This window comes from Candidatus Methanoperedens sp., assembly GCA_012026795.1.
Taxonomy (GTDB): Archaea; Halobacteriota; Methanosarcinia; order Methanosarcinales; family Methanoperedenaceae; genus Methanoperedens.
In genome coordinates this window covers 20,633-36,635 of sequence record VEPM01000038.1, presented here as the reverse complement: position 1 = coordinate 36,635, position 16,003 = coordinate 20,633, and the positions used below count along the sequence as shown (strand labels likewise).

General features: G+C 40.1%; 18 protein-coding genes and 1 pseudogene. 9 read left to right on the top strand and 10 right to left on the bottom strand.

All coding sequences use genetic code 11. The features are described 5' to 3' along the window. From FIB07_16055 to FIB07_16045, 3 genes and pseudogenes are all read right to left on the bottom strand, one after another. The coding region (locus FIB07_16055; protein NJD54363.1) for a hypothetical protein at positions 1-633 on the bottom strand (633 nt) is incomplete at its 3' end. A 127-nt stretch (positions 634-760) separates the two neighbouring features. Further along, positions 761-1,792 carry a DUF1016 domain-containing protein gene (locus FIB07_16050; protein NJD54362.1) on the bottom strand — a complete coding sequence of 344 codons (1,032 nt, stop codon included), beginning with the start codon at positions 1,790-1,792 and terminating at the stop codon, positions 761-763. Next, positions 1,789-3,380: pseudogene (locus FIB07_16045) on the bottom strand (SAM-dependent DNA methyltransferase). The gene FIB07_16050 and the pseudogene FIB07_16045 overlap by 4 nt, the downstream one beginning before the upstream one ends. A 436-nt stretch (positions 3,381-3,816) precedes the next feature. Here FIB07_16045 and FIB07_16040 point away from each other — a divergent pair. Both FIB07_16040 and FIB07_16035 read left to right on the top strand, forming a co-directional pair. Then, positions 3,817-4,104 (top strand): hypothetical protein, encoded by a 288-nt coding sequence (locus FIB07_16040; GenBank protein NJD54361.1) that lies wholly within the window; start codon positions 3,817-3,819, stop codon positions 4,102-4,104. Positions 4,105-4,257: 153 nt separating this feature from the next. Next, positions 4,258-5,409 (top strand): alanine--glyoxylate aminotransferase family protein, encoded by a 1,152-nt coding sequence (locus FIB07_16035; protein ID NJD54360.1) that lies wholly within the window; start codon positions 4,258-4,260, stop codon positions 5,407-5,409. Between the two features lie 38 nt (positions 5,410-5,447). Here the strand turns inward: FIB07_16035 and FIB07_16030 are convergent, their stop codons facing one another. Then, a complete protein-coding gene (locus FIB07_16030; GenBank protein ID NJD54359.1) occupies positions 5,448-5,801 on the bottom strand; it encodes a hypothetical protein in 354 nt (117 codons plus the stop codon). A 145-nt stretch (positions 5,802-5,946) separates the two neighbouring features. On the opposite strand from FIB07_16030, the gene FIB07_16025 reads away from it, so the two are divergent. From FIB07_16025 to FIB07_16015, 3 genes are all read left to right on the top strand, one after another. After that, positions 5,947-6,429: a peroxiredoxin gene (locus tag FIB07_16025; protein ID NJD54358.1), complete on the top strand. Its 483-nt coding sequence runs from the start codon at positions 5,947-5,949 to the stop codon at positions 6,427-6,429. Positions 6,430-6,576: 147 nt separating this feature from the next. After that, positions 6,577-6,849 carry a thioredoxin gene (gene trxA, locus FIB07_16020; GenBank protein NJD54357.1) on the top strand — a complete coding sequence of 91 codons (273 nt, stop codon included), beginning with the start codon at positions 6,577-6,579 and terminating at the stop codon, positions 6,847-6,849. A 10-nt stretch (positions 6,850-6,859) separates the two neighbouring features. After that, on the top strand, positions 6,860-7,843 hold the full coding sequence (locus tag FIB07_16015) for an MBL fold metallo-hydrolase (protein NJD54356.1): 984 nt from the start codon (positions 6,860-6,862) through the stop codon (positions 7,841-7,843). Between the two features lie 13 nt (positions 7,844-7,856). On the opposite strand, the gene fae is transcribed toward FIB07_16015, so the two are convergent. Then, positions 7,857-8,339, bottom strand: a complete 483-nt coding sequence (gene fae, locus FIB07_16010) for a formaldehyde-activating enzyme (GenBank protein NJD54355.1) — start codon at positions 8,337-8,339, stop codon at positions 7,857-7,859. Positions 8,340-8,653: 314 nt separating this feature from the next. Between fae and FIB07_16005 the strand changes: the two genes are divergently transcribed. The 3 genes from FIB07_16005 to FIB07_15995 all read left to right on the top strand — a co-directional run bounded on the left by FIB07_16005 (position 8,654) and on the right by FIB07_15995 (position 11,976). Continuing rightward, positions 8,654-9,157: a DUF116 domain-containing protein gene (locus FIB07_16005; GenBank protein ID NJD54354.1), complete on the top strand. Its 504-nt coding sequence runs from the start codon at positions 8,654-8,656 to the stop codon at positions 9,155-9,157. 259 nt (positions 9,158-9,416) lie between these two features. Beyond that, positions 9,417-10,559, top strand: coding sequence for a tyrosine decarboxylase MfnA (gene mfnA / locus FIB07_16000; protein NJD54353.1), 1,143 nt, complete (start codon positions 9,417-9,419; stop codon positions 10,557-10,559). A gap of 403 nt (positions 10,560-10,962) precedes the next feature. Then, positions 10,963-11,976: a hypothetical protein gene (locus FIB07_15995; GenBank protein ID NJD54352.1), complete on the top strand. Its 1,014-nt coding sequence runs from the start codon at positions 10,963-10,965 to the stop codon at positions 11,974-11,976. 16 nt (positions 11,977-11,992) lie between these two features. Here the strand turns inward: FIB07_15995 and FIB07_15990 are convergent, their stop codons facing one another. Then, entirely contained in the window at positions 11,993-13,039 is a 1,047-nt protein-coding gene (locus FIB07_15990; protein NJD54351.1) for a hypothetical protein, read from the bottom strand. 198 nt (positions 13,040-13,237) lie between these two features. After that, complete coding sequence (locus FIB07_15985) at positions 13,238-13,687, bottom strand: DoxX family protein (GenBank protein ID NJD54350.1); 450 nt, start codon at positions 13,685-13,687, stop codon at positions 13,238-13,240. 260 nt (positions 13,688-13,947) lie between these two features. Between FIB07_15985 and FIB07_15980 the strand changes: the two genes are divergently transcribed. Continuing rightward, entirely contained in the window at positions 13,948-14,352 is a 405-nt protein-coding gene (locus FIB07_15980; GenBank protein NJD54349.1) for a helix-turn-helix transcriptional regulator, read from the top strand. Here FIB07_15980 and FIB07_15975 read toward each other — a convergent pair whose 3' ends face one another. Genes FIB07_15975 through FIB07_15965 form a run of 3 tightly spaced genes read right to left on the bottom strand, consistent with a single transcriptional unit; the run spans position 14,353 to position 15,716 of the window. After that, entirely contained in the window at positions 14,353-15,021 is a 669-nt protein-coding gene (locus FIB07_15975; protein ID NJD54348.1) for a TIGR00289 family protein, read from the bottom strand. It lies immediately after the preceding gene. Positions 15,022-15,026: 5 nt separating this feature from the next. Next, positions 15,027-15,413, bottom strand: a complete 387-nt coding sequence (locus FIB07_15970) for a DUF555 domain-containing protein (GenBank protein ID NJD54347.1) — start codon at positions 15,411-15,413, stop codon at positions 15,027-15,029. Between the two features lie 15 nt (positions 15,414-15,428). Continuing rightward, the gene (locus FIB07_15965; GenBank protein NJD54346.1) at positions 15,429-15,716 is read right to left on the bottom strand and encodes a DUF357 domain-containing protein; all 288 of its coding nucleotides are present in this window, start codon (positions 15,714-15,716) and stop codon (positions 15,429-15,431) included. Positions 15,717-16,003 lie beyond the last annotated feature (287 nt).

Here is a 16,003-nt window from a genome sequence, read left to right as displayed (position 1 = left end):
TTTCTGAGGGAAATTCCCTGAAAAAATCTCGTGAAATATAGGAAAACCGTATTTTCCTTCAATGCATAAACCGATGTTTATCTGTGGAGAAAATTCAGGATAACCTACTTTGGCAAGAGTTGAGCGATAACCGTTAAGTGCAATACTGGTTATATCATAGAATAGCGTCTCATTGCTGTACTTTTCTTTGAGGTTTTCATAAACATTTTGTTCTATAACTTCTTTATTCTCCTCTAAAAAATCCAGGGCTGCATCAATTCTTTTCCTGTTGAAAGGAAGGTCTGCTTTTATAAAATCAGGATCAATGTTTTCAATTTGATGCTCCATCTTTGAAATGCTCGATGGAGCACACAAATGCATTAATAGGATCGTATCCAGGTCTTCTTTGTATTTTTCTATCATATCCTTGAGTTTTAATTGATCTATTGTTCTTGAAACAATAGCTGGCAATCCAAATCGGAACACTTTATCGGCGGTTATGGCTTTTTGAGACGACTTTACTTTTCCGTTTTCATCTAACGTCCCCAAATATCGCAGGTATTTGTGCTTAACTTTTCCATCCTTATCTCTGTATCCTTCTACCTCTATTGCATAGGTTTTTCCTTTCTTTTTGATCTTCTTTATAAAACTCATAGTTGTGGTCTAATATATGACAACAAAGTAGATATATTTTTCGGTTGAGATGTAAAAAATACCAGTTACTGATTTAGGAAAAATAAATTATCAGATTTTGTTGTCAGAAGTTTGGGGGAAAGTTGGGTTATTCATAAAACCCTTTTTGCTCTAAAATCAGGTGTTTTTCCCGCTCCAATTCAGCCTTAAGCTCTTCTTCAGTTGGTAAGATCAGGCGGTATTTTGAGGCAAAGAGCTGTTTGCTTTCCTTCAACACGCTATAGCGAACAATGATTTCATCCTTTTCCGTACACAGGAGTAGCCCTATTGTAGGATTATCCCCTTCGGTTTTCATTCGATCTTCAAATAGACGCACATACATATCCATTTGCCCGATGTCTTGATGAGTGAGCTTTCCGGTCTTGATATCTATGAGTACGAAGCATTTGAGCAGGTAATTATAAAAAACCAGATCAATGTAGAAATCCGATGTTTCGGTAGTTATTCTCTTTTGCCTGGCAACGAAAGCAAATCCTTTACCAAGTTCAAGGATAAAATCTTTCAGATTATCAATAATAGCCTGTTCCAGTTCTGACTCCCTGAACTGCGAAGAGTCGGGCATACCAAGGAACTCAAGAACATAAGGATCTTTAATAAAATCCTGCGGAGTTTGGGCAAGACTGACGGCCTTTTCCTGCATCTCCTCGATGACAGGCGCTTTGTTCCGGCTTGTAAGAATACGTTCATAATAAAGCGAGTTTATCTGGCGTTCAAGGGCGCGGGTACTCCAATTTTGCTCAGCAGATTCATTAATGTAATACTGCCTTGCTTCAGGGTTTTCCACACGCATAATCAGTCGGTAGTGACTCCAAGTCAATTCGCTACGCAGTGTGTAGCTAATTTCATCAGATGGAAATGCAAGATAAAATTGCCTGAAATTTTTAATATTCGCTTCTGAAAATCCTTTGCCAAACTCTGATGTAAGTTGTTTTGAAAGTTCTTTGATAAGTTGTTTACCATATTCTGCGCGAGCTTCCCCATGCTGCTCTTCCTCAACAATCCGTTTACCTATATGCCAGTAAGCCTCTACCATGACAAAGTTAACAGCAGTATATGCTTTCTGCCTTGCCTGTTGAAGAATGGCTCTTATATCGTTGAAAAAAGATTTACTCAGCATCATACATTTACCTTGATCTTGCCAAGATTTTCTTTAATAACTGCATTCAGTTCAGCCTCGTCCGCTATCTGCTTTTCAGTTCAGATTTCAGGGCATTGAACCTTTCACTAAAATTGAATTCGTCTTCATCATCAGCCAACCCAATATACCTGCCAGGTGTCAACACATAGTTCAGCGCTTTCACTTCATCCAGTGTTGCCGACTTGCAGAAACCCTGCACATCCTTATATTCTCTTTCACCTGTGCGCCAGTTATGATAAGTTCCTGCGATCAGTGCAATGTCTTCATCGGATAGATCCCTGTTCCTGCGGTTTATTAAAAATCCCATGTTGCGGGCATCAATAAACAATATCTTGCCTTTTTGCTTCTGTTTATTCCGGCTTAAAAACCACAGGCATGCAGGTATCTGGGTATTCAGGAATAACTTTGTCGGGAGATTCACTATACAGTCTATCAAATCATTTTCAACCATTGCCCTGCGTATCTCGCCTTCATTGTTGGTTTTGGTGGTCAGCGAACCCTTTGCCAGCACAAAGCCCGCCTGCCCGGTTGGACCTAGGTGGTAGAGAAAATGCTGTATCCATGCATAGTTAGCATTAGCCGGCGGCGGTGGCAGTTTTTGCCCCATCACGCTCCAGCGCGCATCGTCACGGAGCAGCTCGCCGCTCCAGTCGCTGTCGTTGAACGGCGGGTTAGCTAGGATGTAATCAGCCTTCAAATCCTTGTGCATATCGTTGAGAAAAGAGCCTTCATTGTTCCATTTCACGTTGCTGCTATCGATGCCGCGGATGGCTAGGTTCATCTTTGCCAGGCGCCATGTGGTCTGATTGCTCTCCTGGCCATAAATTGAAATGCGGTCTTTGGGATCAATGCTCAGTTTCTTGCCATTATTCTTTTTATAATGATCCTGATGCGCCTCTATGAACTTTTCACTCTGCACGAACATGCCGCCTGAACCGCAACATGGGTCAAACACACGGCCTTCATAAGGCTTCAGCATCTCGACCAGCAGCTTTACCACGCTTCCCAGAGTATAGAACTGCCCTCCCTTTTTGCCTTCTGCCAGTGCAAATTCGCCCAGGAAGTATTCAAATACTTTGCCCAGGAGGTCTTTACTTTTGGCTTCCTTGGAACCCAATTCTGCACTGCCTATAAGGTCGATCAGGCCGCCAAGGCTCTGTTTATCCAGCTTCTCCTGCGCGTATACCTTTGGAAGAACACCTCTTAGTGATGGATTATCCTTTTCGATGGCGTCCATGGCTTCATCAATATCTTTGCCTATGGTGGGAAGTTTTGCACGGCCCTGCAGCCAGTCCCAGCGCGAAGAAGGGGGCACGTAGAAAACCTTTTCAGCAGTGTATTCGTTTTTATCTTCGGGATCTGCACCTTCATATTCTCCTTTGCCTTCTTTCAGCTTTTGATGAAGTTCGAGAAAGGCGTCAGAAATGTATTTTAGGAAGATCAAGCCCAATACAATGTGTTTGTATTCGGCTGCGTCCATGTTCTTGCGCAACTTGTCGGCTGCCTTCCAGAGTTTCTTTTCCAAGGGTTCATCATTCTGGTTATTTTTGTCTTTATCGTTCCTAGCCATTAATTAGTCTCCTGCACAAACAAGATATGTTTTCTTTTTACGTCAGCAATGAAACAGCAGACGTTTTAGGTGCGCGCGCAAACAACATGCTGTGCTTAGTAGGCCTGCTTTCATAATAAATGACTTTCTGTAATTTTAATAATTTGATCTAGCATAATAGCTGAATCTTTAAATTTCAGTTCTTTTTCCTGTGGCAAATCTTTGATTATTAGATAAACTGTTATTGCTACTATGGATAAATGCTTCCTCATATATTTTAATTTCTCCTAAGGTCAATGGAAAAATACTGTTTAAAAATTCTTGCAGATTATCTGGCGTACTCATTTATCTCATTCTCCTTTCGTTTTGAATGACTGTAAAAGAATATATAATTATGTTAATTACATCCATTAGTCGACAAAAAAAGTTGTGAAAATTCAAAAGATGTTTGGTAAGAATGTCATTAAATAGGTTTACGCAAGAGTTGACGGAAAGGTTGACACAAGATTACTGGAATAAATTTGAAAACCGAAGCGCTGCCGATTACCACTATGTTCTGACCCTTGAAGAGATCACCATCTCCAACCCCTACATCCTCGACGAGCAGTACATCGGCGCCGCCACTACAACTCCCGCGCCGCAAATAACGGGAACGGGCGCGGCGGCGAAAGAGACGTCGTTCCCTTCAGTGATTTTTTTCTTTATGGTTCTGATTATGGCATGGCGCTTCAGAAAGAGAACATAACATTGTTGATCAGCTATGAGCCTAATTATCTGGACACTGAACTTTTTCAGCTTTTATTTCTTTTTGATCCATTTTTTACATCCTAATCATCGTATCACTGCAAAAGATATACATGCAAGTTAGTTGTATAGGAAAAAAATCAGGAGAATTCTTATGAATCTTGAAAATAACTTATTGATGATACCGGGTCCTGTACCCGTTGCGCCAAGGATATTAAGAGCCATGTCCAGACCCATTATCGGACATCGGGGCAAGGAATTCGGGGATATGTACAGCGAATGCCGGACAACGCTCCAGGAGCTTTTCGGTACCAAAAATGATATGTATATAATCACAGGGTCGGGAAGCTGTGCCATGGAGGCGGCGGTTAGCAACATTATCGGGGAAAAAGATACTCTTATAACAATTGAGAACGGGAAATTCGGGGAACGCTTCAGGGAGATCGGAGAGCGCTTCGGTAAAGTCAAATCTGTAAAATTTGACTGGACAAAAGGTGAATCCATTGAACTTGACAGGGTTGAAAGTGCACTTGCAGAAGGAGCAAAAGCAATAACCCTTGTTCATAATGATACATCAGTGGGAATCAAGAATCCTGCAAAAGAAGTAGGCGACCTGGCAAAAAAATACGGCGCCATATTTATCATGGATGGTGTGACTACTATTGGCGGTGATGAAGTTCTTGTAGATAAATGGGGTGTGGATATTGCTGTTGTTGGCTCCCAGAAGTGCATAGGCGCGCCTCCGGGATTATCAGCAATATCTGTTAGCAAAAAAGCATGGGAATCCATGGTTGATAAGCCTCCTTATTATATAGATCTTAAAGCTTATAAAAAATCAGCAAATAAGGATACGGCCCAGACACCTTATACTCCGGCAGTATCTTTATTTTTTGCAATGCAGGAAGCGCTTCGTATCGTAAAGGAAGAAGGACTCCTGGTCCGTATAATGAGACATGCAAAATTTGCAGAAGCAATCCGTGCGGCAGCAGATGCTATGAATATCGAAATGTTCCCCCGGTTGAATAAATATAGCAAATACTCAAATACCGTAACAGCAATGAAAATACCCACAGGTATCGATGATAAGAAACTGCGAAACGGGATAAAGGAATTAGGCATCCAGGTTTCAGGTGGCCAGGGCGCACTTGAAGGCAAGATATTCAGGATAGGAAGCATGGGCAATATCAGCAAACTGGATATTTTAAGCACGGTCCAAGCAGTGGAAATTGTTCTCCATAAGAATGATGTGGTCAAGAAAATGGGACCGGGTGTAGAAGCTGCAAGCAATGTATTGAAATCGATTTAAAAATAATAAAATGAAATAAACTGCAATAAAAAATAAATCTACTGATGCTGTTTTAATTCAGTAGATTTTATATCTTGCAGTACCTGGGTGATCAGCTTTTTGGCATTTTGCAGATGAGCCGTGCCGCTCCCTGCCAGTTGTGTGAAGTTATCCTGTATGAAAACTTCATTTTCCTGAATCAAATAAATGTAATAAACCAGTATTACCCAGTAAACCACAGCACCCACAAGCATTGCAGTTGCAATTCCAAGCAGCTGGTAATAGACCATAGCGGTTGTCTTTCCGCCGGGTTGTAAAATATTAATGGCGCTTATGAAGTTATAAAATATTACCAAACCAATAATTATTGGTATTATTCCTATTACTAACAAGTTATTTTTACTCAGTCTCATCGTTCCACCTTACATTATTATCATAATATGCAAAGTTAGTATTTAAACCTGCCTGATGATAATAGCAAGAGTTAATATCAAAAGATCCAATGTTACTAATTATTGTTGGAGTGTATAATTTTAAAAATATTAAGGAGTTTAAAGAATGGGCATAGTGAAAATTGGCGATACAGCGAAAGATTTCAATTTAAGCGACCAGGATGAGAATGAAATCAGTCTATCATCCCTCAAAGGTAAGAGGGTACTGCTATCTTTTCATCCGCTTGCATGGACAGGTGTATGTGCCGAACAGATGAAATCGCTTGAAAAAAATCGGGAAAGGTTCGAGAAATTAAATACAGTAGCATTGGGTATAAGCACGGATACAGTCCCTTCAAAAAATGCATGGGCAAAAGAACTTGGAATAAAAAATACCAGGCTCCTATCTGACTTCTGGCCTCATGGCAAAGTTGCTGATCTCTACGGGATATTCAATGAAAAAGAGGGAACTTCCAGAAGGGCGAATATTATTATCGATGAGAACGGAAAGATAGTATTCGTAAAGGTATATCCGGGTCCTCAATTGCCTGATATTGAAGAAATAACAAAAGTCCTTGAAGGGCTGGAATCAAAACAGGAATCAAAATAAAGCTTGAATGGGCAACAATTTTAAATCATAAGTGTATTATTAGGTATCGTAGCAGGTAAAATATGTCAGATAAGAAAGCTGAGAAAAAAACGCCAATTAAAGAAAAATGCAAATTATGCAAAATCTGCTGCTCTAGGAGGAAATCAAATGAGTAAAGTCGTTCTAATGGATTTTTTTGCAGAATGGTGCGGTCCCTGCAAGATGCAGGATCCGATCATTGAAGAGCTTAAGAAAAAATTCCAGGATAAAGTGGAATTCAAGAAAATTGACGTTGACAATAATAATGAATTGGCAGCTAAATTCACAATACATGCAATCCCCACACTGGTAATTGAGAAAGATGGCGCTGTATTCAAGCGATATACCGGTGTAACCCGCGCGAATGTCCTTGAAGCGGATTTAAACGCGGCCTTAAAATAACGTGGTCTGATTGAAACCTTTATTTGACCTTGGTGTGTTGCCGATCAGGCACAGGACAGATAAGGGATTCAAACCCCATATTTCACTTGTTTTCAATGCAGGGAAACGGTTGACTTTTTCCGTGGATACTACGAACTCCCGTTCCCACCAGCCTGATGCATACCTTATAACCCATGCACATTCAGACCATCATGGCAGGTCTGCAATGCTCTCAAAGAATGCTGTCTGCTCACAGGAAACTGCACAGGCACTTGAAATCCTTTACGGGAAAAAATATGCAGGAAGAACATTCAAGATCGGTGAGAGTATTGATATCGCTGGCGTTGAAGTAAAAACATATCCCACATATCATACAATAGGCTCATGCGCTTTTTACTGGAAAAATGATGTTGGTACAAGGATCATGGTCACAGGTGATGTCAAAGACTCGCGGGATCTCCCGGACTGCGATTGTCTTGTCACTGAAGCAAATTATGGGGATCCAGATGACCCTAAATGTCATTTCGAAGATGATCTGGATGCATTCAGGGAATCCCTGGAAGAAATGCCAGATGATATTGCCTTTGGCGCTTATGCGTTCGGGAAGGCGCAGCGTGCAGTCAAACTCATTCGTGAATCCGGTTATTCGGGAAAGATCGGTATGGATCCGGTATCTCATGCGCTTACTGACGGATTAATGAAAGATGCAGGGCAGCTTGCTGACCTTGATAGCAATTGCGGTATTAAAATAACCACGCCGGGTGAAATTTCCAGGCTCACCTGCGCATCGAAATTCATACTGACAGGACGAAAGGATATTAAATTTCCCACCATCAATATCAGCGATCACATGGATGTGAACGGTCTTATCAGTATGACAAAACAGTGCGCACCGTCAGCAGTTATCACATACCATCCAGGCGGCAACCGTCCCCTTAAGCTTGCTGCATATTTAAGGAAAAATGGAGTTTATGCGAAAGCCCTTGAAGAAATAAATACCATTCTTGAAATATGAATTAGATTCTTATTCATGCGAATGGATGCTTCGCTTTATCCTTTTGCGCCAGAGCTTCTTTCACAGAAGGTTCGCCTGCTATTGCCCGTTTTATTGCCAGCTTTGTGGCTTCGTAATTGTAATCGTATATTTTTTGTTTATCCCTGGCTTCCCAGTGGATGAAAACCGAAACTATTATCAAGAGATCTTCAGCATCGCTCTTTGCAATTACTCCTTCCTCTACACTATCAATTACCGCTTTTGCCACAGCCGCTTGTCCGGCCCCGAACATCAATATGGCCTGGTTCGCGTTCTTAATAGTAACTTTGTTCACCATTAATGTGCATGGTTTTGGCTGGATATTCGGTTCAAGCACCGCAAGAAGCGGCGTATGTCCTTCCCTGGGCATCGCAAGTGAATTCATAAATGCTGTCTCAACCGGGCCTCCTCTTGGGCCTATTACGAGGTCTATGTGTGCAATTTCATTACCATCGCCCACAAGCGCCTCTCCTATCATACTTCTTATGTGTCCCATTAAATCACCCTACTTTCTTGAACATTAATGATATTTAGAGGTTTCTAATTCTTCTGGTAAAAAGGAGACGCCATTCAGATAATCTTAAGCCAATAAAAATTAATTTAACCTTTCAGATAATCTTAAGATGATAAAAATATTCTTACTATATAATGGCAATAGAAATTGAACCTTTATTCACAATAATCGGCGAAGCTGTAGTATATTTCGTGGCTTTTTTATTGATAATAGCAATTCTGGGTTCATTTCTTATTGCTTACTCATTTAAGACAGAGAAATTTATTTTTCCGGGATTTATGCTTTTCTCTATCACTCTTCTTGAAAACCTGGTCAAGGCTTTATTCAGGCTTATCAAAATGGATGACTCCATTGTAGATGATGTAGGTATAGAGCTTAAGAACAAGATATCCCTGCGCAAATTCAGGAACACGCCGGTTAATAAAAGGCTGATATTTTTTCCACAATGCTTAAGAGCCACCACCTGCCCATCCAAGCTCAGTCCTGAGGGCATGCAATGCGAAAATTGCGGTGCATGTGAGATCGGACAGGCCAAGAAAAGCGCAGAAATGCTTGGTTATAAGGTTTTTATCGTACCGGGTTCAAGTTTTATCAGGCGGCTGGTACGAAAACACAAGCCAGAGGCAATACTGGGAATTGGATGTATGACCGAAATAAAAGCCGGGCTTGAAATGTGCGAAAAAATCGACCTTTTCGGAGTGGGAATTGTTCTTGAAAAAGCAGGATGTGTTTCCACTGTACTTGATTGGGATAAATTCTATGAATTCATCCAAAGTTCATGAAAATAAGCATTTTTTGGTGTTTTTATTGTTATTCTATATACCATGAACTATTTTAAACTAAAAAACACATTGTTTTTGCTTAGAAACTGAAAATAATCTTTAAAAATTGTCGGTTTATTTATATTTCAGCTTGCATATTTGAAAAGATAGAGGAGCTACAACCCATCATTATGGATTCCATCCAGAACCTTTTGGCTCCTCTACTCTGCTCCTGTACAATAAACAAACTTTTATAAGCAAGTATTCGGGAGTTTAGCACATGAACCTGAAAGGGCAATCTGAAAAGGAAGTACTATCCCAGCTTAAAAATGCTATGCAAAAAGACACTTCCTATGATAAGGTCATGAGTGCCATGTGCACAAGACCTCACCCGATAGCTGTAAAAGCCCACATGCAATTCATCGCATCAAATATGGGGGACTTTGGTTTATTCCAGGGAACAAAGGAACTTGAAGATAAAGTAGTAAAGATGATGGGAAACATGCTTGGTGATGATAACGCATGCGGTTACATTACCACAGGGGGCACGGAATCCAATATCCAGGCGTTGAGGACTGCCAGGAACATGAGCAAAAAGAAGCATCCTAACATGATCGTTCCATGTTCAGCCCATTTCTCTTTCGATAAGATAGCAGATCTTCTTGGAATAGAGATAAGAAAAGCTTCACTTGATACGGAATTCAGGGTGAATATAGATTCAGTTTCAAACCTTATCGATGATAACACCATTGCACTTGTTGGTATTGCAGGCTCAACGGAATTCGGCCAGATCGATCCGATAGATAGATTGGCCAGACTTGCGTTGTCACATGACCTGTTTTTGCATGTAGACGCAGCTTTTGGGGGATATGTCATACCTTTTCTTGATAAAAAATATGATTTTGATTTTTCAGTGCAGGGAGTTACATCAATAACAGCAGACCCCCATAAAATGGGCATGTCCACTATTCCTGCAGGAGGTCTCCTGTTCAGGGAAGAAGCCTGTCTTCTTCCACTGGAGATCGATACACCCTACCTGACAATCAGGAAGCAACATTCCCTGGTTGGCACACGAAGCGGGGCGGCAGTTGCGGCTGCTTATGCCGTTATGATGCACCTTGGAACAGAAGGATACAAAAAAATCGTGAAAAGATGTATGAAAATGACTGGCAGGCTTGTGGATGGAGCCCGTGACCTGGGGATTGAACCGCTGGCCGAGCCTGCAATGAACATCGTAGCTCTTGACGTGCCTGATCTTGATGAGGTCAGGAAAAAATTGCGTTCCAGGGGCTGGGTTACTTCCCTAACGCGAAATCCAAAAGCCATGAGATTGATAATAATGCCTCATCTTACTGAGAGTACTATTGAGCTGTTTATTTCCGATCTTGGTGAATGCATTCACCGAAATGTTTATCAGATTTAATAATTATCCTTAGGTTAATAGGACGTTAAATGTATGGATTATTATACTTTATATAAATATATAGAATTTGTTATGTTCTCTTCATATTTAATTTTTATTTTTTTATTAGCTCAAATATGGTTCTTGTGGAAGGATGTAGAAAAAAATGAGTTAGTCCTAAAATCCCTGGTAAAAGAATCTTTTTTTAAAAAAAATTGCATATATATATTCTTATTCAGTACGTTTTTCATGGCGCATGAATTATTTGAAGGATTGAATATACCTGGCACAATGGTATTTTTTGAATTACTTGATACGGTTGCAATGGTGACCCTTGTGTTATTTGCTTATACCTGGCATATCGCTTTAAGGTCATGCGTCCCAAAGAAATCAATCATGAAAGATTTTGCATCCGAATGATCCTATGAAATGTCCGACATGCAATGGGGATTGCATTCTTCCTGCCCCGAAAGTGCTGGATGATATATTAAGTATGTATATGGCATGCGGCTTGTGCCCTTGCGATCCTGTACTGGCTAAAAATGCCCCGATATCAGGAAAAATCGATAAAAATTTCGGCCAGTGTACTAATTGCAGGAAGAGGCACCTGGACCTTGTTATCTGGAATGTTCTTTCGATATTGAAAGAAAAAGGATTCTTCCCCCAGGATGCAGCCCTTCGTGAAGTCGGGACCCCGCTTATCTCTTTTGGCTATCAGATACCATATCCGCCAAGGCTCAATGAAAAAAACCTGGTTCTTATTATGGATTCCGTGACAAAAGACATTGCCAGGGAAATAGTCGAAAAAGTACCGGAAGTTAAAGGAGTTATAAAAAGAAAGGGTACGCAATCACAGAGCATCGGCATCCTTGATACCAACAGCTCCCCTCATACGTATGAATTGCTTTCTGGATGTGATATGCGATGTGATGTTATCTCGTCATTGTTCGGGGAATTGTGCATTTACAAGAACCAGTCACTGATCCACATAGAGTTCAATAACACAAAAATTGCAAAAATAGAGGAACTTTACCTTAAAGGAGAACTGGAAAATGCAATAGTGGCCGATGGTTTTTGCGGTCCGGGTACACTTGGGTTGTTATGCGTTCTTGCAGGTGCTAAAAAGGTAGTCCTCAATGATGCCTGGCTTCCTGCACTCAAGAATACCATTTTAAATATCAAAGCGAACTCAAGTGCCCTTGGGATCAAAATTAATTTTGAGAAAGCAGATTATGACAAACTGATTGCGGATGAGCCAGTGCTACTTGCAAGAGCAGAGGGGAAATCAGAAGTTCTGGTTTACCATGGGGATATACGCAAACTTGATATGGCCGTTAATGGATGTGATATTTGTTTGATAGATACATTCCCTTGCGTGGATCCTGCGCGGTTCATGGCTGCGTGCAAGGATATTGCAGGAAAGATAATAATAATATAAATCAATAATTCAATAATCAATCTTTGCAGCAGACATGATTTAATACTATAAGGCTCGTGGAATATTTCGCTTCATATTCATGCCCGTTTGCTTTTAGAAGTGATACATAATAATCCTGGATATTCTTGATCGCTTTTTCGTTCTTGTAACTATGATAAATATTGACGCTGTTCTCCATTATCTCGATCTTATCCACTATCAACATGGATTCTTCGGTTTTTTTTAATAGTTTCAAAAAGTCCTGGTGAGGAATGCTGGCAATATGTTTTTTAGATATTGATTCGAATATGCCTGCGTCCGTAAGTGGATCGCAGGCAAGCAGCTCCTCATAATTCCCCTTATAAAGCGATACCATATTATAATTCACAGAACGGTATATTTCCATCAGGTTTTTCCAGAATTCTTCCCTGGATTTGAATTCTTTCACTGCGTCTTTCAAATATCCGAAGTATTTCATTGCTGCAACAGGTTGAGTTCCTTTTTCACGATACTTCAGGTCAATCCTGATAGTCGTTGCTCTTTTGTGAACAACATCAATGTCCAGGAATTTGTTATTAACAAGGAACATTACCACAATGTGGGCTACAAAATCACGATAAAATTCATTATCACCTGTTATGGTAATAGTCGCAGTCGCCGGATTAATATAATCCATACAAAAGATGGATACCTGGCTGTTCCAGCCGCATTCGCTGCTTATTTCATTTATCCTCTTATCAAGGTCTGGTATCGAAACGATTTTCAGGGGATCAAGTATCTCTTCAAATATTTCTTTTTCAAGTGGAATGCCTTTTGTAGATTCAAGCATCCAGAGGAAAATAGGCCTTCCGAGAAGAACGTTCTTTCCTGATTCTACTGACTCTTCCCTTCCTGTTAATTCTTTTTTATCAGAGGCAATTTTTGATATTGCCTCCTCGACAGAACCATAGCGTCGAAGAGAAGTCTCAGTGATATCAATGGCATCCCTTATAGCCGCGCTCAGATTTCCATTATGTTTCGTGATTAACGGATCAAGCTTCTTAAGATGAGTTGTCTCAAGAGAGATATTTTTTCTAACAACCATTATACCATAGATTATCACTGAGTTAATCTATTATAAACCTTTTCAAATTAGTGTTCAAAAAGTAATACTCAAGTGCTACAATTGTAGTAATATACTATTTATTGGTGATACTATATCAATTATATTGCATGATGATGCACAGAGTGTAGAATGCTTGAAGCGGGTTGGGGAGTGGACCGACCATTTAAGAAAAAAGGTTTATGAAACCAATTTCTTGAGTGTTTCGTTTCCAACCTTATTTTTTATAAGTCTATCCAGGGATAGACTTCCTGCGCCATTCAGCATAAGGTAGAGGGCAGTGAAAAGGAGAGCAAAAACATATTCATAGCCAGCTTTATCTCCTGAGAGGAAAAAACCATTGGGCAGGTGGACCATGAAAAGCGCACCAAGCATTATGATAGAGATCCATGCTGATGCAACACGCGTGAATAATCCCGATAATATCAATATTCCACCGAAAAATTCTCCAAGAATTATAAGCATGGCAATGATTGCTGGTATCCCGATTTGCTGGAAAAATTGCATGGTTGCATCAAAACCATATCCACCGAACCAGCCCAGAAGCTTCTGGGAACCATGTGCGAAAAATATGATTCCCAGTGCAGCCCGCAGGATTATCAGGCTATAATGATTGTTTTTTTCTGACATGAGATAATCACGCTATTGAACTCAGTTCCTGTCTTGCTACGCTTACCGGGCAACTATTTGTATGGGCGCTTCCGCAGTGCAGGCATGCATTATTCACCGAGTCTATTGCTGTTTTAATCTTTTCTTTATCAAATTTCATTTTTTAAAACCTCAAATCCCATATTATTATTATATATTATATAAGATTTAAGTTACTTTTTGGTAACCATGAAATCCAGGATATATTTAACTATGATGACAAATATTTATTATTTTAATTTATGCCTCCTGAATATTCTCAAAAAGCTGAATTGTGTCCTGTTGTGGAATCGATCTATACAATTGGAAATAAGTGGACACTTGTCATTATTCACAATCTCATGAAAGAACCAAAACGGTTCAATGAGTTAAAAAATTGCATACATGGTATTTCATCTAAAGTCCTCACTGAGAATTTATGTGATCTCCAGAAAAAAGGTATTATTGAAAAAAAGACAAATATCGATCAACCCGATAAAATTGAATATGTCCTTACTAATAAAGGAGAGGACCTGAGAAAAGTTATGGCAGAGATCAGGTGTTGGGGAGAGAAATGGCTGGTATCAATGGAAGAATCATCAATTCCTGAAATAAAACCTCTGGAAAGAGGTCTCCGAGTAGTGATGCCTGCCGGAAAAATAAAATAATTACTTTTCACCAAGCTCCGCTTCTACCACTTTCATGATCCCGTGATCTCCCATCCAGATATTTCGGGTCTCAAGAAGATTGATTCTTTTCTTGTAGAACGGAGCATCAAGAACAAGAGACTCGTATTCGCCACCTTCGCCCGCTATATGAACCCTGTATTTCCTGTTAAGCGCTTTCAGGTCTTCTATTAACGTATCATCAAAGCGCCTGCCGAGCCATGATTGATCCATCCCTGCTGCCGCTACTTTTATCATCCTTATATCCATTAAGGTAATCATTTCCCGGAGAAGCTTTTCAGGTTCCACATGCCACAATGGCGCATACATTTTTATCCCGAGTTCTTCACAAATCCGCCTCACCCGGGAAGCCTGGTACTGCGATTCGATAGCACCCACCACAACACCATCAACATTCACATACTTCAGGGCTATTATCAAGTCTTCGAGTTCCTCTTCCTTCTCGCCGGTTGATAGCTGCGACGTGAGGGGAATTCCGCAAGCCTCTGAGATAAGCCCGGTGAGGTGGATATTTGCAGAATGGAACATATATGAATCTTCATTTGCGGGTATTATTGTTACAAGATCAGTGACTTCATAACCTTGCTGAAGTGCTTTATATATTGCAAAAGACGAATCCTTGCCCCCGGAAATAAGAGCTGCAAGTTTCATCCGGATTAATGTTTCCCTGAGGGTTTTTTCTTTTCCTTACTATCTTTTCCACCTTCGAACTCATCGACATCAACGACATCCAGAGGTGTGCTTACCAACGCCTTACCTATTGTTGATTTTGCTATCTTTGCCGCATGCTCTTCATTTTCGGCATCATACACTTTCATTTCAAGCAGAATTCCTACAAGAGCGGTACCTGCTGCCATAAATACGCTGTCGAAAGCTTCGCCGCATGCCGGACAGCTCGTTGTCCCCACTTCTATTTCCACGAAGTTCAAATCAGGATTGAGCATTTTTCCAACTTCAGATATAGCAATATTCATTGCATCTTCAACACTTTCTACGCTTTTCACAAGCCATGCGGCTTCAAGTGTAACTATATAATTTGACATTTTATTACTCCTCTATTAGATTGTAAACAGGTTCTCATCACTTACTTTAAAGATACCGAGTTTTACACCGGCATCCAGCCACGCGTGTCCATAACTGAAACAGACAAGTGCATTTACCATATCCTCTTCTTTGATAAAGTGCATCCCATCATCGTAATAGGAACTGGCCATATTTGAATAATCCCGGGCAACTTTAATCAAATGGGAATTTTCCTGCACCGCTATCTCATAAGCTTTCAACGCCTTCCGTAAGAGTTCTTCGTATCTTTTTACTTTTTCCGGAAGGACAGCATGTTGTTTCACTTTTCTGTAATATACAGGCAATGATATGTAAAGGTTATTGTAATTTAGTTAAATAGATACACAAGTAATTTTGTAAGCAATCTTATAATCAATGAAAGAAAAAGGTAGAGGATCTCAAGAATTCTTGGATAGATTTTGGATAGGATAGGATGTGAATCTTGATGATTTGTATTTATCCTCTACGTAGTTGATAATTGGTCTATCCTTTAATAGTATTTTTCCAGTATTTTACCCAAATTACATCCAAATCCTTGTATCGAACTGCAATAGAAAAGTTTTAATTGCAG

What these genes read in the sequence shown, in the direction of transcription:
- FIB07_16050 (NJD54362.1), bottom strand. Translation starts at nt 1,792, where the DNA reads ATGATGCTGAGTAAATCTTTTTTCAACGATATAAGAGCCATTCTTCAA.
- FIB07_16040 (NJD54361.1), top strand. Translation starts at nt 3,817, where the DNA reads ATGTCATTAAATAGGTTTACGCAAGAGTTGACGGAAAGGTTGACACAA.
- FIB07_16035 (NJD54360.1), top strand. Translation starts at nt 4,258, where the DNA reads ATGAATCTTGAAAATAACTTATTGATGATACCGGGTCCTGTACCCGTT.
- FIB07_16030 (NJD54359.1), bottom strand. Translation starts at nt 5,801, where the DNA reads ATGAGACTGAGTAAAAATAACTTGTTAGTAATAGGAATAATACCAATA.
- FIB07_16025 (NJD54358.1), top strand. Translation starts at nt 5,947, where the DNA reads ATGGGCATAGTGAAAATTGGCGATACAGCGAAAGATTTCAATTTAAGC.
- trxA (NJD54357.1), top strand. Translation starts at nt 6,577, where the DNA reads ATGAGTAAAGTCGTTCTAATGGATTTTTTTGCAGAATGGTGCGGTCCC.
- fae (NJD54355.1), bottom strand. Translation starts at nt 8,339, where the DNA reads ATGATAGGAGAGGCGCTTGTGGGCGATGGTAATGAAATTGCACACATA.
- FIB07_16005 (NJD54354.1), top strand. Translation starts at nt 8,654, where the DNA reads ATGCTTTTCTCTATCACTCTTCTTGAAAACCTGGTCAAGGCTTTATTC.
- mfnA (NJD54353.1), top strand. Translation starts at nt 9,417, where the DNA reads ATGAACCTGAAAGGGCAATCTGAAAAGGAAGTACTATCCCAGCTTAAA.
- FIB07_15995 (NJD54352.1), top strand. Translation starts at nt 10,963, where the DNA reads ATGAAATGTCCGACATGCAATGGGGATTGCATTCTTCCTGCCCCGAAA.
- FIB07_15990 (NJD54351.1), bottom strand. Translation starts at nt 13,039, where the DNA reads ATGGTTGTTAGAAAAAATATCTCTCTTGAGACAACTCATCTTAAGAAG.
- FIB07_15985 (NJD54350.1), bottom strand. Translation starts at nt 13,687, where the DNA reads ATGTCAGAAAAAAACAATCATTATAGCCTGATAATCCTGCGGGCTGCA.
- FIB07_15980 (NJD54349.1), top strand. Translation starts at nt 13,948, where the DNA reads ATGCCTCCTGAATATTCTCAAAAAGCTGAATTGTGTCCTGTTGTGGAA.
- FIB07_15975 (NJD54348.1), bottom strand. Translation starts at nt 15,021, where the DNA reads ATGAAACTTGCAGCTCTTATTTCCGGGGGCAAGGATTCGTCTTTTGCA.
- FIB07_15970 (NJD54347.1), bottom strand. Translation starts at nt 15,413, where the DNA reads ATGTCAAATTATATAGTTACACTTGAAGCCGCATGGCTTGTGAAAAGC.